The 13,415-nt window shown below is 66.8% G+C and carries 13 protein-coding genes; 5 read left to right on the forward strand and 8 right to left on the reverse strand.

The window, feature by feature from the left end; all coding sequences use genetic code 11:
- Nucleotides 1-41 precede the first annotated feature (41 nt).
- Together CIW53_RS01065 and CIW53_RS01070 are read right to left on the reverse strand one after the other, a co-directional pair.
- Nucleotides 42-980, reverse strand: a complete 939-nt coding sequence (locus tag CIW53_RS01065; RefSeq protein ID WP_149362853.1) for a complex I NDUFA9 subunit family protein — start codon at nucleotides 978-980, stop codon at nucleotides 42-44.
- 43 nt (nucleotides 981-1,023) lie between these two features.
- On the reverse strand, nucleotides 1,024-3,054 hold the full coding sequence (locus CIW53_RS01070; RefSeq protein WP_149362854.1) for a transglycosylase SLT domain-containing protein: 2,031 nt from the start codon (nucleotides 3,052-3,054) through the stop codon (nucleotides 1,024-1,026).
- Nucleotides 3,055-3,185: 131 nt separating this feature from the next.
- Here CIW53_RS01070 and CIW53_RS01075 point away from each other — a divergent pair, with 131 nt between their 5' ends.
- The gene (locus tag CIW53_RS01075) at nucleotides 3,186-4,775 is read left to right on the forward strand and encodes a glycoside hydrolase family 17 (protein ID WP_149362855.1); all 1,590 of its coding nucleotides are present in this window, start codon (nucleotides 3,186-3,188) and stop codon (nucleotides 4,773-4,775) included.
- Here CIW53_RS01075 and CIW53_RS01080 read toward each other — a convergent pair.
- From CIW53_RS01080 to CIW53_RS01100, 5 genes are all read right to left on the reverse strand, one after another.
- Nucleotides 4,698-5,114: a hypothetical protein gene (locus CIW53_RS01080; RefSeq protein WP_149362856.1), complete on the reverse strand. Its 417-nt coding sequence runs from the start codon at nucleotides 5,112-5,114 to the stop codon at nucleotides 4,698-4,700. The two genes, CIW53_RS01075 and CIW53_RS01080, sit on opposite strands and share 78 nt — an antisense overlap.
- Nucleotides 5,111-5,923, reverse strand: a complete 813-nt coding sequence (locus CIW53_RS01085) for an endonuclease/exonuclease/phosphatase family protein (protein WP_149362857.1) — start codon at nucleotides 5,921-5,923, stop codon at nucleotides 5,111-5,113. The genes CIW53_RS01080 and CIW53_RS01085 overlap by 4 nt, the downstream gene beginning before the upstream one ends.
- Before the next feature lie 123 nt (nucleotides 5,924-6,046).
- Nucleotides 6,047-6,700, reverse strand: a complete 654-nt coding sequence (locus CIW53_RS01090) for a thiol:disulfide interchange protein DsbA/DsbL (protein WP_149362858.1) — start codon at nucleotides 6,698-6,700, stop codon at nucleotides 6,047-6,049.
- Between the two features lie 64 nt (nucleotides 6,701-6,764).
- Nucleotides 6,765-7,637, reverse strand: a complete 873-nt coding sequence (locus tag CIW53_RS01095; RefSeq protein ID WP_149362859.1) for a thiol:disulfide interchange protein DsbA/DsbL — start codon at nucleotides 7,635-7,637, stop codon at nucleotides 6,765-6,767.
- Nucleotides 7,638-7,719: 82 nt separating this feature from the next.
- Nucleotides 7,720-8,496, reverse strand: coding sequence for a c-type cytochrome (locus tag CIW53_RS01100; RefSeq protein ID WP_149362860.1), 777 nt, complete (start codon nucleotides 8,494-8,496; stop codon nucleotides 7,720-7,722).
- Nucleotides 8,497-8,608: 112 nt separating this feature from the next.
- Between CIW53_RS01100 and yihA the strand changes: the two genes are divergently transcribed.
- Complete coding sequence (gene yihA / locus CIW53_RS01105) at nucleotides 8,609-9,295, forward strand: ribosome biogenesis GTP-binding protein YihA/YsxC (RefSeq protein WP_149362861.1); 687 nt, start codon at nucleotides 8,609-8,611, stop codon at nucleotides 9,293-9,295.
- A gap of 96 nt (nucleotides 9,296-9,391) precedes the next feature.
- Here yihA and CIW53_RS01110 read toward each other — a convergent pair whose 3' ends face one another.
- A complete protein-coding gene (locus CIW53_RS01110) occupies nucleotides 9,392-9,883 on the reverse strand; it encodes a GAF domain-containing protein (RefSeq protein WP_149362862.1) in 492 nt (163 codons plus the stop codon).
- A gap of 73 nt (nucleotides 9,884-9,956) precedes the next feature.
- On the opposite strand from CIW53_RS01110, the gene bioD reads away from it, so the two are divergent.
- From bioD to dcp, 3 genes are all read left to right on the forward strand, one after another.
- Complete coding sequence (gene bioD, locus CIW53_RS01115; RefSeq protein ID WP_149362863.1) at nucleotides 9,957-10,634, forward strand: dethiobiotin synthase; 678 nt, start codon at nucleotides 9,957-9,959, stop codon at nucleotides 10,632-10,634.
- Nucleotides 10,635-10,686: 52 nt separating this feature from the next.
- A complete protein-coding gene (locus CIW53_RS01120; protein WP_149362864.1) occupies nucleotides 10,687-11,034 on the forward strand; it encodes a hypothetical protein in 348 nt (115 codons plus the stop codon).
- A 111-nt stretch (nucleotides 11,035-11,145) separates the two neighbouring features.
- Nucleotides 11,146-13,359: a peptidyl-dipeptidase Dcp gene (dcp, locus tag CIW53_RS01125; protein WP_149362865.1), complete on the forward strand. Its 2,214-nt coding sequence runs from the start codon at nucleotides 11,146-11,148 to the stop codon at nucleotides 13,357-13,359.
- Nucleotides 13,360-13,415 lie beyond the last annotated feature (56 nt).

The raw sequence follows: 13,415 nt of genomic DNA on the forward strand, positions 1-13,415 counted from the left end.
ATAGGTGCTTTCAATGGCGTGTCTGTGATGAGAACAGGGCATCAGCGTCGCAATGAACGCGCCGCGGCCAGCCGGCGCTGCCGCGGCGATTCGTCGAGCAGGCGCGGCAGCCATGGCGAGAACGGTTGCGGCACGATGCCGAGCGCGGCATAACCGTCGACCTTGCCGACCGAGTCGGTGCGCAGCGAGCGGAAGTTGTCCAGCGAGAATGGCTTGCCGGGCAGCAGCTCGGCGAACTGTGCCTGCAGGCGGCCGAGGCTGTCGGGCAGTTCGATGATCGGCGTGTGCCGGCCGCTGGCGGCGCGGATCTTGCGCACGATCTCGCCCAGCGTGAGGACTTCGGGGCCATACAGTTCGAAGCTGCGTTGCCGGCCGAGCGCCGGCGTGTTCACGCAGCGGGCGATGGCCTCGGCCACGTCGCCGACCCAGGTCGGCGCCAGCCGCGAGCTCGCACGCGCCAGCGGCAGCACCGGCATGCTGCGCAGCAGTTTGGCGAAGCGGCTGACCAGGCCATCGCCTTCGCCGAACATCACGCTGGGCTGGTACAGCGTCCAGTCCAGCGCCGACTCGCGTACATGCTCCTCCATTTCGCCGCGCGATTTCAGGTATTGCGACAGGCCCTGGCCGGCCTTCAGTGCGCTCATCTGGTGCAGCCGGGCGACGCCGGTGGCGCGGCAGGCCTCGATCAGCTTGTCGGGCAGTTCGACGTGCACGTGCTGGAAGGTCTGCTGGCGCTTCGGATTGAGGATGCCGACCAGGTTGATCACCGCGTCGGCGCCGCGGAGTTCACGCCGCAGGCTGGCCGGATCGTGCACGTCGGCGGTATGCACGTGCACGTTCGGCAGGACGCCCAGCGCGCGTTTCTGTTCGCGGTTGCGGCTGAGCAGCACGATGTGGTGGCCGTCGGCGACCAGTCGCGGCAGCAAGTGGCTGCCGAGGAAACCGGTGCCGCCGAGGATGACGAGTTGCTGTGCTGCCATGCGGATGAGTCCTTGGGTGAAGCAGGGTTGGGTGAAGCAGAGGTCAGGGCGAGATGCCGGGTGCGTGGGTGGCGACGGCCGGGTCGGTGGCGGGGCAAGTGATCGAACGGCGCGAGGTGTCGGCATCCGGACCTCCATGCGGCTGTCCGATCGGTCCCATGCGGGTGGCCAGCGGCACGGCGGTGCCGTGCAGGCGCCAGTCGTAGATCACGCTGAAGGCCATCACCCGGGCCACGTACTCTCGGGTTTCCTTGAACGGTATGGTGGCGACGAACAGGTCCGGCGTGAGCGTGCCGCGTGCGGCGAGCCACTGGTCGACCCGGTTCGGGCCGGCGTTGTAGGCGGCGCTGGCCAGCCACGGTGAGCCATCGAAGCGCTCGGCCAGATGGGCGAGGTAGCGCGTGCCCAGCGCGATGTTGATGGCCGGGTCGTACAGCGTGTCGCCGCCTCCCCAGTTCAGGCCATTGCGTTTGGCCACCAACGCGCCGGTGCCGGGCACCAGCTGCATCAGGCCGCGGGCATCGGCGCCGGAGTGGGCGTCGCTCATCCAGGCACTTTCGGCGCGCAGGATGCCGTAGGCCCAGGCCGGGTCGACGCCGGCCTGTTCGGCCTGCGGCACCAGGCCGTCCTGGCTGGCCAGCGGGAAGCGCAGTTTGTACAGCCGCAGCGCGTCACCGCTGCTGAGGGTGAACACCGCGCGGTCGTACCAGCCGCGCTTGTTGGCGAGGTCGGCGGCGACGCGCACGGTGGCTTCGTCGGCGCTTTGCAAGGCCCGGGTCCACTCGCGACGGGCCAGCTTCGGCAGGTCGACCGCATATAACTCCAGCGCGCGCCGCAGGCCGGGCATGGCCAGCAGGCTCTGCTCGCGCTGCGGATCGTCGGCCAGGGTCAGCGGGCAGATCGCATAGGGCTGATCGAGCTTGTCGGCGGCGAGGAAGCCGAAGAACGTGGCCTGGCTGGCCTGGCTGTCGAACAGCTGCTGCGCTTCCTCGCCGCGGCCCAGCGCGGCCAGGGCGCGGGCGCGGAAGTATTGCCATTCGCCATCCTGCTGCTGGCTGGCCGGCATCGCGTCGATGCCGGCCAGCACCGCGCTCCAGTTCTGCCGGGCCAGCGCCACCCGCACCCGCCATTCGCGCGAGGCGTCGGTCTGTACCGCCGCAGGCAGTGCGATCAGTCGGGCCAGTGCGTGGTCGTCGAAATCGGTGGCGTGGAACAACGCCAGCGCGTAGAGGATCCGATTGCGTTGCCGCTCGCTGAAGCTGAAGCGCGATTGCAGTTGCTGCCATGCGGCGTCGGCACGGTCGGACTGGCGTCGCGCCAGTCGGCTCAGGGCCAGCGTGACCGCCTGGGTATGGCGCGGGGTATCGGCCCACTGCGCCGCGGCCGCCAGCGCCGCCGCCGGATCGCGCAAGGCCAACGCCAGCTGCAGCGCGGCGGCGTTGTCGTCCAGTGGCAGCCAGGCGGCCAGGCTGGCGACGGTACCTGACTGGCCGGCGTCGAGGGCGCGGTCGATCCGGTTCCACACCCGCGCCGTGTCCAGCAGGCCCTGATCGTGCGCGGCCTGCAGCACGGGGTCGCACGTCGAGGGCAGGTTCGGCTTGGCCCACAGCGCGGCCAGGTCCTTGTCGAAATCGAGCTTGTCGCCACGGGCCAGCCGCGCCTGCAGCGCATCGCAGCTCAGCGTGTCGCCGAGGCCGGGCTGATACATCGCCAGAAAATCGTTCCAGTCCTGCCGGCGCGCCAGCTCCCGCAGGAAGGCGCTGCGCAGGTCGGCGGCGGGAATCCAGCCGGCGTACTGACGCAGGTAGGCTTCCACGCTGGCGCGGTCGACCTGCTGGATATCGTGTTCCAGCGCGGCCGCCGGCAGGTAGGGATACAGCGGGTAATCGTGCAGTCCGGCAGCGAGCTGACGCCAGCCGTCGCCGCCTTGTTGCGCGGCGGCGTAGGCCTGTTTGAAGGTTGCGCGCTGTGCGGCGTCGGGTTCGCCGGCCTGTGCGATCGTGGCGGTCAGCAGCCAACCGGTGACCAGCAGCCAGGCCAACCCGGCACGCCGCGGTGGGACGGAAACAGACATGAGCACTCCTGCGGTGAATCTGTCGCCAGTGTAGTGGATGGCCCGGACGGGCTTGTTGCGAATCGGTGAGCGCGCATCTGCCTGCTAAGCTGATGCGCTTCGTCCGCAGCTTCTGCATCCACGGGATCGGCATGTCGTCAGCACCTTCGCCTGTTTTTTTCCGAACCGGGTTGGCGTGGCTGGTGCTGGTGGCGGCGGCCATCGCCGGCGCGTACTGGTGGTGGGCAATCGGCCGGCCGGTGGCTTTGCCGGACGCGCCGTCGGAGCGAATCGCCTGCGTCTCGTACGCGCCGTTCCGCGAGGTCGGCGAAACGCCACTGGATCCGAAGGCCTTCATCAGCCCCGAACGCATCGACGCGGACCTGCGCGCGTTGTCGCAGCGCTTCGACTGCGTGCGCACCTATTCGCAGGGGCAGGGCCTGAGTGCGGTGCCGCGGATTGCCGGGCGGTACGGCATGAAGGTCCTGCTGGGGATCTGGCTGGGCGGCGATGCGGAGGCCAACGCACAGCAGGTGCGCCTCGGCATCGCCACCGCAAACGCGTATCCGCAGGTGCTGCGTGGGGTGATCGTCGGCAACGAGGTGCTGTTGCGCGGTGAGCTGTCGGCACCGCAATTGGCCGTCTATCTGCGCGAGGTGCGCGCCGCGGTCACCGTGCCGGTGAGCTATGCCGATGTATGGGAATTCTGGCTGCGCCATCCCGAGCTGGCGCGGTCGGTGGACTTCCTGACGATCCATATCCTGCCGTATTGGGAGGACAGGCCGGTATCGCCGCAGCGCGCGGTGCAGCACGTCGCCGCCGTCTACGCGAAGGTGCAGCAGGCGTTTCCCGGCCGGCGCGTGATGATCGGCGAGACCGGCTGGCCGAGCGCCGGGCGGCCGCGTCACGCCGCCAGCGCCAGCGTGGTGAACGAGGCGCGCTATCTGCGCGAGTTCCTGCGATACGCGGCCACGGTGCACATGCCGTACAACGTGATCGAGGCGTTCGACCAGCCGTGGAAACGCGCGCAGGAGGGCACCGCCGGCGGCTACTGGGGCATTTTCGATGCGCAGGCGCGGCCGAAGTTTCCGATGCAGGGACCGGTGACCGAGTCACCGCGCTGGTGGGCGGGCTGGCTCGCCGGTGCGCTCGGCGCCGGCTTGTTCGCGCTGGCCGGGGCGTGGCGGCGGCGCTGGCATGGCTGGCGCGGCTGGGCCACGTTGGGGCTGGCCGGGATCGCCAGTGGCTGCGCACTGGCCTGGCAATTCCGGCAGATGCTGTTCGCCTGTCGTGGCGGCTGGGAGTGGACGGTTTCGTTCGCCGCCTGTGTGCTGGCCTTGTTCACGGCACTGCGGCTGGCACGCTGGATCGCGCTGCGGCTCGGCACGAGTGCACCGCTGGCCGCGTCGGCTGGCTGGTGGCGGTCGGCCTGGTTGTTCGGCCTGGCGTTTTACGGGCTGCTGCTGGTCTTCGACGGCCGCTATCGGGATTTCCCGCTGGGCCTGTTCATGCTGCCATGTGTCGGCCATGCACTGGTCGGCTGGTTGTCCGATCGGCGCGCGGTGGCGATGCCCTTGCTGGAGGAGCGTTTCCTCGCCGCATGGTTGCCCGTGCTGGCGGCGACCGTGGTGGTGCAGGAGGCCGGCCTCACGCCGGTCGTCTGGCTATGGTTGGGGCTGAATCTGCTGCTTGCGTTGCCGGTCATGTTCGATTGGCGCGACGCGCGTCGCCTGCACGCGTAGCAGGCGCAGGCTGCCCAACAGCAGCGCGAGCGCGCCGGCTTCGACGCAGTACAGTTCCAGCGCGAAGACGCCGAGCGCTGCCGCCAGCCAGGCCACCCACGTGCGTTTCCACAGCAGGGCCAGCGCGGTCGCGACCAGCGCCGCGATGCCGTAGACGTTGTGCAGGAAGCCCAGCACCAGTGCCTGGCGCCAATCGCACCACCAGGGGGCTTGGCCGCCGCCGCACTGTTGCCCGATCGCGCTGGATTCGATCAGGCCGTAGCGCAGCCATGCCGCCGCCAGCGCCACGGCCAGCAGCAACAGCCAGGGCCACGCCAGGCGCCATCGTTTCGACGTCATCCCGGTACACCGCGCGACGGCTCGCCGCCGACGTGTGCCGGCAGCCGGATCTCCGCCGCCAGCGGCAGGTGGTCGGAGAACGCCTGCGGCAGCGCCCACATCTTGTCCAGCTGGATCGCCGGCGAGGTCAGGATGTGATCCAGCGCCCGGCGCGGCTTCCAACTGGGAAAGGTCGGCATGGATTGCGCCGGCGGCTGCAGGCTGCACTTGGCGAACAGGTGGAGCATCTCCAGGCTGTCGGGCTCGGTGTTGAGATCGCCCATCAGCACCGCATGCGGAAAATCCTGCAGCAGTTCGGCAATGAAGCCAAGCTGGCGCGCACGCGCCGGGGCGCTGAGCGACAGGTGCGCGATCATCACCGCGAGCGCGTTGTCGCCTTCGCCGAATTGCGCAAGCAGGGCGCCGCGTCCGGGAATTCGGCTCGGCAGTGGGTAATCCATGACCGAATGCGGCTCCAGCCGGCTGATCAGGCCGTTGGCGGAATGTGCCAGCCGCGCCATTGCACGGTTCGGCTGATGGCTCCAGAACGGCATGCCGGCGGTTTCGGCAAGGTAGCGGGTCTGGTTGAGAAAGCCCGAGCGCAGGCTGCCGGCATCGGCCTCCTGCAGGCCGATCACGTCGAACTGCGGCAGTACCTCGGCCAGCCGGTCGAGGTTGTCCATCTTGCTGCGTCCCGGCAACACCGCGTTGATGCTGCGGGTGAAGTACTCGCTGTATCGAGCGACGCTGGCGCCGGCCAGGATGTTGCAGCTGAGCAGGCGCAGATGGCGCTCGGCGGGAACGGCTTGTGGTGTGGCGGCGCGGCTCATCGCAACACAGTACACGGGAAAGGATTACAGACGGTCATCGACGCGGATTCGGCAGCGGATACAGATGCACAGCATGATCCGCCGGACGTGAACATCCCGCCAGCCGCGGGATGACCGGCCGGTTTATTTGTGGTTGCTCAGCTCGCGTTTGGCCAGCCACAGCGCTACCGCCGCCAACTCGTCCTGCGTCTTGACGTTGGTGATGCGGTATTTGCCGTCGACCACGATGGACGGCGTGCCGTCCACCTGCCATTTGCTGACAAGCGCAAAGTCGCTCTTGAGCTTGGCGGTGACCTCATCGGAAGTGGCGATGCGCATGAACTTCGCGCGGTCGACGCCTTCGCGGGCATAGAAGTCGGCCAGTTCATCCATCGAATTGATCGGATAGTGCTGGGCGAACTTGGCGACAAACAGTTGCAGGTGGGTGCGGTCGACCACACCGAGCTGCTTGGCCGCGTAATAGGCCCGTGCAAACGGTATCCACGAACTGTTGAACGCGGCCGGCACCAGCTTGAATACCACGCCGGCCGGCAGCTCCTTGCGCAGCTTTTCGGCCATCGGCGCGAAATGCGCGCAATGGATGCAGTCGTAGGAAAACACCTCGACCACTTCCACCTTGCCCTCGCTGCTGTAGCGCTGGTGAGGGCCGGGCAAGGTCACGTATTCGCTGCCCTCGGTGTACGGCGGCGGCGTGCCGGACTGTGCGGTGCACGCGCTGGTCAGCAGCAGTCCGCCGACCAGGGCCGCGACGCGCAATCGGGTCATTCGCTTGAACATGGGCTTTCTCTGTCGCGTGGGCGGCGGTGGCCGCGGTGGTGTCAATCCGGCCGGCTGGGGGATTTCACTTGCCGGCCGCTTCCTTGGCCACCAGCCACTGGGTCAGTTCGACCGATTGCGCGTAACCGCCGGCGGAAGCCGTGGTGAAGCGGTACTTGCCGTTGACGATCATGGTCGGCGTGCTGTCGACGCCGTAGGCCTTCATCAGGTCGTCGGCGCGCTTCATCTTGGTGTTGACGGTGAACGAGTTGGCGATGCCGACAAACTCCTTCGGGTCGACGCCGTACTTCGCGTAGAACTTCGCCAGGTCCTCGATCGTGGGCCAGGCCGCCTTGGGCTTCGGCTTGCCGGTATCGAGATTGTAGGTGGCGGTCTCGCCGGTTTTCCAGGTCGCATCGAACAACGCGTCATGCGTCTTTCCGACGACGCCCAGCGCCTGCGCCGCGTAGAACGCGCGCTGGTACACCGGCCAGTTCTCGTCAGGACGGAACGACGCGGCCAGGTAGTTCATCACCGCGTCGGGCGGCAGGCTCCTGGCGATCTGGTCGACCGTGGAGTGGAAGGCGTTGCAGGCCGGGCAAGCGTAGGAGAACACCTCGGTCACTTCGATCTTGCCGGGGTGACTGGTCGGTTGCGCCGGTTCGATCAGGAAATAGTTCTTGCCTTCGACCCACTTGCCGTTGTCGACGAACGGCGTCGCCGGTGCCGATTCGGCTGTCGCTGGCGCAGTCGCGCTGGCGTCGGTGCCGGTCGCGGCGGCCGTGCTGGCTGCGGCCGGTGCCGTAGTGCTGGCGCTGTTTGCGGGCGCGGCCGGAACGTTGCTGCTGGCCGACGTCGCCGCCGCTGGCGGGGCCGCATTGGAGTTGCCGTTGTTGTCATGGCTGCAGGCGGCAAGCGCGAGCAGGGCGGCACACAGGAACGGCAGACGCTTCAACATGGCAGACCTCGGAAAGATGACACGTGGACCGGATGACGCCGAAACCGACAGCGCCGACCCGAGGGCCGGCGCTGGAGACCGATCAGGGCGTGGCGGTTGCCGGCTGGCTGTCGGCACTGTGCAGGCCTTCGATGTAGCTGGCCAGCGCGGCGATGTCGTCGGCATCCAGCTTCTTGGCGATCGCCGGCATGATTTGCGAATGCGCGTCGTCGCCCCAGGTGGTGCCGTCATGCCAGGACTTCAGCGTGGCTTCGATGTACTGCGCATGCTGGCTGGTCAGCTGCGGGTACATCGCGCCCGGATTGCCGCGGCCGTCGATGCTGTGGCAGGCCATGCAGGCGGGAATGTCGCGCTTGGCGTCACCCTGGCGGAACAGTGTCTGGCCGTGCTCGACCAAGGCCTGGTCGGCCACGCCCGGCAGCGGCGTCTTGCTGGCGAAGTAGGCGCCGACGTCGTGCATGTCCTGCTCGGACAGCGGCGTGGCCATGCCCATCATGATCGGGTTCTGCCGCTTGCCGGATTTGAAATTGGTCAACTGGCGAACGATGTACTGCTCGCTCTGGCCGGCCAGTTTCGGGTATTGCGCGTCGCTGGAGTTGCCGTCCATGCCATGGCAGGCGCCGCAGACAGCGGCCTTGGCCTGGCCGGCGGTGGCATCACCCGGCTTGACGGCGACTGCAACCGTGGCGGCCGCCGGTGCAGCCGTAGCGGCACTGGCCGGCGCCGTCGCAGCAGCGGCAGGTGCGTCGGTCTTCGGCTTGGCATCCTGGGCCATCAGCGCACTGGCAGACAGTGCAAACACGAGGGCAACGGCGGCCCCGAGAACAGTGGGCCGAAAACCAGCGGACCGAAAACTCATACACTTGACTCCCGAGAGACTTGCAAACACTGCCAGGACGATTGCAGCCACACGGCCCGCAACAGGCAGAAACCGCAGAATTATCCCTGTGCCACCCCAGCTTGGTCAAACCATGTCGAATCCGCTACAAGGCGCGCAGTTCATGCTGGCCGCCCATCGCATCAGCCAGCTTCCCGCCGATCAGGGCGCCGAGGTGGCGTTTGCCGGCCGCTCCAACGCCGGCAAGTCCAGCGCGCTGAATGCATTGACCAACCACAAGGGGCTGGCGCGTACCTCCAAGACCCCGGGCCGTACCCAGCAGATGGTTGCCTTCAGCCTGCCGCCGTACAGGGATGTGCCAGTGTCGCGGGCGCAGGACGCGCAGGAGCGAGCGCCGACTTCGGTCGAGGGCCAGTCCGCCGCCGATCTGCGGCTGATCGACCTGCCGGGCTACGGCTACGCCAAGGTGCCGCTGGAGATGCGCGAACACTGGAAGCTGGAGATCGACGCCTACCTGCACCAGCGCCGCAGCCTGCGCGGACTGGTCCTGATCGTCGATATCCGCCATCCGTTGAAAGAGTTCGACCGGATGATGCTGGAGTTCTGCTTCGCCACCCAGCTGCCATGCCATGTGTTGCTGACCAAGGCCGACAAGCTGTCGCGCGGCCAGGCCACGCAGGCGCTTGCGGCGCTGCGCAAACAGTTTGCCGCCGAAGGGCTGCATGCCACCGCTCAGATTTTCTCGTCTTCCGCCGGTACCGGCGTCGAGGAAGCTCGGCAAGCGGTAGTGAACCTGCTGCATCAGTCGCGCGAACGCTGACGGCTTCTGTAGGAGCGACTTCAGTCGCGATGCCTTGTATCCACCAGCAGAAGCATCGCGACTGAAGTCGCTCCTACAAAATCAAATCAGGTCGGGTCAGCTGTGCACGGCGTCCATGAACACGGCGCACAGCGCCTGCATGCCGGCGCGGTCTTCTTCATCGAAGCGGTCGGTGACCGGGCTGTCGACATCCCACACGCCGAGCAGGCTGCCGTCGGACTTGACCAGCGGGACCACGATTTCCGATTGCGAGGCGGCATCGCAGGCGATATGGCCATCGAACGCGTTGACGTCGCGCACCAGCTGGGTCTGGCGGGTCTGCGCCGCGGTGCCGCAGACGCCGCGGCCAAGGGCGATGCGGATGCACGCCGGCTTGCCCTGGAACGGGCCGACCACCAGTTCGGTGCCGTCGTACAGGTAGAAGCCGGCCCAGTTAAGTTGCGGCAGGCTGTGATAGATCAACGCGCCGAAGTTCGCCGCGTTTGCGATCAGGTCGCGCTCGCCGGCGAGCAGGCCGCGCGCGTGCTGCAGCAAGTCCTCGTAGTGCTCGCGTTTGCTGGCGTAGGTGTGCGACGCAAGTTCGAACATGGCAATGGGTCCGTGCGTAAAACGCCTATTATGCGCCGGGCTTCTCTGCCGAATCTTCAGGAACTGTATTCGAATGTCCGATCCCACCCGCGCCGTGTTCATCGCCGGAACCGATACCGGCATCGGAAAGACGCATGCCGCGTGCACGTTGTTGCATGCATTGCGCGCGGCGGGCTATAGCGCCTGCGGCATGAAGCCGGTCGCCAGCGGTTGCGTGGAAACCGTCGACGGCCTGCGCAATGACGATGCGCTGGCCTTGCAGGCGGCCAGCAGCGCGCCGCCGGCGTATGCGCTGGTCAATCCGGTGGCGTTGCGCGATCCGTTGTCGCCGCACCTCGCCGCCGCGCATGACGGCGTGCGGGTCTCGCTCGCGCCGATGCGTGCTGCATTCGAGCAGTTGCGCGCCGGACACCAGCGCGTGGTAGTCGAGGGCGTCGGCGGTTGGCTGGTGCCGCTGGCACCGGGCTTGTTCGCGGCGGATATCGCCAAGCAGTGGCAATTGCCGGTGATCCTGGTGGTTGGCTTGCGCCTGGGTTGCCTCAACCACGCGTTGCTCAGCGCGCGGGCGATCGTGGCCGATGGCTGCGATCTGCTCGGCTGGATTGGCAACCGCGTCGACCCATCCATGGATGCGGTGGAAGAGAACCTGGCCACGCTGCGCGACCTGTTGCCGGCGCCGTGTCTGGGCGTGTTGCCGTACGGACTGGCGCCGGCCGCCGCGGCGAGCCATCTGGCGGCGGCCGTGGATTGAGCTTCACATCCGGCGTGCTTGAATGGAACTCTACCCCAGCGCCGGAGGCAACATGGCCCGCAACCATTACTACCTGTCGATTGCCGACCTGGCTCATGCCAGCGGCGACGATCCACGCTTTGCTTTTGACGGCGCCGGCCCCGATGACTTCGCCGCGGCCCTGCAGCAGGCGTTGCGTCAGGACGACCTGTTCCAGCGCTGGCGCGCCGCGCAGCCGGATCCGGACGCGGTCGATTCGAGCCTGGGTGCCACCGATGCGGCGGCGCAGGTAATCGCAAGGGTCGTCGACCTGCATACCGAGGTCGACCTGCTTACGGAACTGCCGATGAGCGTGGTGCGCCACCGGCTATACCTGCTGATCGGATCGGCGTGGCAGTTGCGCGACCTGCGCGCGGCCTGAGCCGCATTCCCCAGGCCGGGTGCGCGTGTTTGGAAAGTGGCGCCGGTGTCGGTAGAGTCGGCGGTTCGACTTTCCGTGTCCGGCAACGGGCGCACCACTTGGGGAAATCAGATGTTTCGTCTCCGCATGATTGTGATAGCCACCACGATAGGCCTGGCCGCCTGCTCGCAGCAGCCGAACAACGCCGAAAAGACTCCCGCGCCGACCACCTCGGTGGCGCCGGCGACCGCCGGCAGCACTGCCGCCGTTGCCGACATCGCCAGCAACCCGTTCTACGCGGCCAGCACGTTGCCGTTCCAGACCACGCCGTTCGACAAGATCACCGATGCCGACTACGCGCCGGCGTTCGACGAAGGCATGAAGCAGCACCTGGCCGAGATCCAGAAGATCGCGAACAACCCGGATGCGCCGACCTTCGAAAATACGTTCGTCGCCATGGAGAAATCCGGCGCGATGCTGCATCGCGTGATGGCCGCCTTCGGCGCCGTCACCGGTGCCAACACGGACGACACGCTGCAGAAGGTGCAGGAAACCGTGGCGCCGAAGCTGGCCGCACACGAGGATGCGATCTATCTCGACGGCAAGCTGTTCAAGCGCGTCGAGACGATCTACAACCAGCGCGACACGCTCAAGCTCGATCCGGAATCGAAGCGCCTGGTCGAGGTGGTCTACAGGAACTTCGTGCATGCCGGCGCCAAGCTGTCCGATGCCGACAAGGCGAAGCTGAAAGACCTCAACAAGGAAGAGTCGACGCTGAGCGCGGCATTCACCAACAAGTTGCTGGCCGCGACCAAGGACGCTGCCGTGGTCATCGACGACAAGGCCAAGCTGGCCGGCTTGTCCGATGCCGAGATTGCCGCCGCGGCGCAGGCCGCCAAGGATCGCAAGCTCGACGGCAAGTACGTGCTGACCCTGCAGAACACCACCCAGCAGCCCGAGCTGCAGGACCTGGACAACCGCGACACCCGCAAGGCGCTGTTCGAGGCCTCGTGGAACCGTGCCGAACATGGCGACGCGAACGACACCCGCAAGACCATCGAGCGCATCGCGCAGATCCGCGCGGAGCAGGCCAAGCTGCTCGGCTATCCGAACTACGCGGCATGGAAGCTGGACGACCAGATGGCGAAGACGCCGGAAACGGCGATGGCCTTCATGGACAAGCTGGCCCCGGCTGCGGTGGCGCGCGCGAAGCGCGAAGCGGGCGACATTCAGGCGCAGATCGACAAGGACCAGAAAGCGCTCAAGCAGCCCAGCTTCAAGCTGGAGCCGTGGGACTGGAACTACTACGCCGAGCAGGTGCGCAAGGCCAAGTACGATCTCGACGAGAACCAGATCAAGCCGTATTTCGAACTGGACAACGTGCTGCAGAACGGCGTGTTCTACGCCGCCAATCAGCTGTACGGGCTGACCTTCAAGGAGCGCCACGACATCCCGGTGTACCAGCCGGACGTGCGCGTGTTCGAAGTGTTCGACAAGGACGGCACCTCGATGGCGCTGTTCTATTGCGATTATTTCAAGCGCGACAACAAGGGCGGCGGCGCCTGGATGAGCAACCTGGTCGACCAGTCCAAGCTGCTCGGCACCAAGCCGGTGATCTACAACGTCGCCAACTTCGCCAAGCCGGCGGCGGGCCAGCCGGCGCTGCTGTCGTTCGACGACGTGACCACGATGTTCCACGAGTTCGGTCATGCCCTGCACGGCATGTTCGCCGACTCGCAGTATCCGACCCTGTCCGGCACCAGCACCGCGCGTGACTTCGTCGAGTTCCCGTCGCAGTTCAACGAGCATTGGGCAACCAACCCGAAGGTGTTCGCCAACTACGCGAAGAACTACAAGACCGGCGCGCCGATGCCGCAGGCTCTGGTCGACAAGATGAAGAAGGCCGGCAAGTTCAACTCCGGCTACAACATGACCGAGTTGGTGGCCGCCGCGTTGCTCGACATGAACTGGCACATGCTCGGTGCCGACGCACCGCTGCAGGACGCCGACCAGTTCGAGGCGGCCGCGCTGAAGAAGGATCACATCGACCTCAGCTACGTGCCGCCGCGCTACCGTTCGAGCTACTTCCAGCACATCTGGGGCAACGGCTACGCGGCCGGCTACTACGCCTATCTGTGGACCGAGATGCTGGCCGACGACGCCTTCATCGGCTTCAAGGAGCATGGCGGCATGACCCGCGAGAACGGCGACCGCTTCCGCGCAATGGTGCTGTCGCGCGGCAACACCGAGGAGCTGGCGAAGATGTACAAGGACTGGCGCGGCAAGGATCCGAGCATCGAGCCGATGCTGGAGAACCGCGGTTTGAAGGATGGCTCGAAGAACTAAGCGAGCCACGTTCCACGTCGCAGAACAGGCCCGCCATGTGCGGGCCTGTTCGTTTC

This window comes from Rhodanobacter sp. T12-5, assembly GCF_008329435.1.
In the GTDB taxonomy this organism is placed as follows: domain Bacteria; phylum Pseudomonadota; class Gammaproteobacteria; order Xanthomonadales; family Rhodanobacteraceae; genus Rhodanobacter.

Bases quoted from the DNA above. Each gene is read 5' to 3' on its own strand.
- CIW53_RS01100 (WP_149362860.1), bottom strand. From the start codon at position 8,496: ATGAGTTTTCGGTCCGCTGGTTTTCGGCCCACTGTTCTCGGGGCCGCC.
- CIW53_RS01065 (WP_149362853.1), bottom strand. From the start codon at position 980: ATGGCAGCACAGCAACTCGTCATCCTCGGCGGCACCGGTTTCCTCGGC.
- CIW53_RS01080 (WP_149362856.1), bottom strand. From the start codon at position 5,114: ATGACGTCGAAACGATGGCGCCTGGCGTGGCCCTGGCTGTTGCTGCTG.
- bioD (WP_149362863.1), top strand. From the start codon at position 9,957: ATGTCCGATCCCACCCGCGCCGTGTTCATCGCCGGAACCGATACCGGC.
- yihA (WP_149362861.1), top strand. From the start codon at position 8,609: ATGTCGAATCCGCTACAAGGCGCGCAGTTCATGCTGGCCGCCCATCGC.
- CIW53_RS01110 (WP_149362862.1), bottom strand. From the start codon at position 9,883: ATGTTCGAACTTGCGTCGCACACCTACGCCAGCAAACGCGAGCACTAC.
- CIW53_RS01090 (WP_149362858.1), bottom strand. From the start codon at position 6,700: ATGTTCAAGCGAATGACCCGATTGCGCGTCGCGGCCCTGGTCGGCGGA.
- CIW53_RS01070 (WP_149362854.1), bottom strand. From the start codon at position 3,054: ATGTCTGTTTCCGTCCCACCGCGGCGTGCCGGGTTGGCCTGGCTGCTG.
- CIW53_RS01120 (WP_149362864.1), top strand. From the start codon at position 10,687: ATGGCCCGCAACCATTACTACCTGTCGATTGCCGACCTGGCTCATGCC.
- CIW53_RS01075 (WP_149362855.1), top strand. From the start codon at position 3,186: ATGTCGTCAGCACCTTCGCCTGTTTTTTTCCGAACCGGGTTGGCGTGG.
- CIW53_RS01085 (WP_149362857.1), bottom strand. From the start codon at position 5,923: ATGAGCCGCGCCGCCACACCACAAGCCGTTCCCGCCGAGCGCCATCTG.
- CIW53_RS01095 (WP_149362859.1), bottom strand. From the start codon at position 7,637: ATGTTGAAGCGTCTGCCGTTCCTGTGTGCCGCCCTGCTCGCGCTTGCC.
- dcp (WP_149362865.1), top strand. From the start codon at position 11,146: ATGTTTCGTCTCCGCATGATTGTGATAGCCACCACGATAGGCCTGGCC.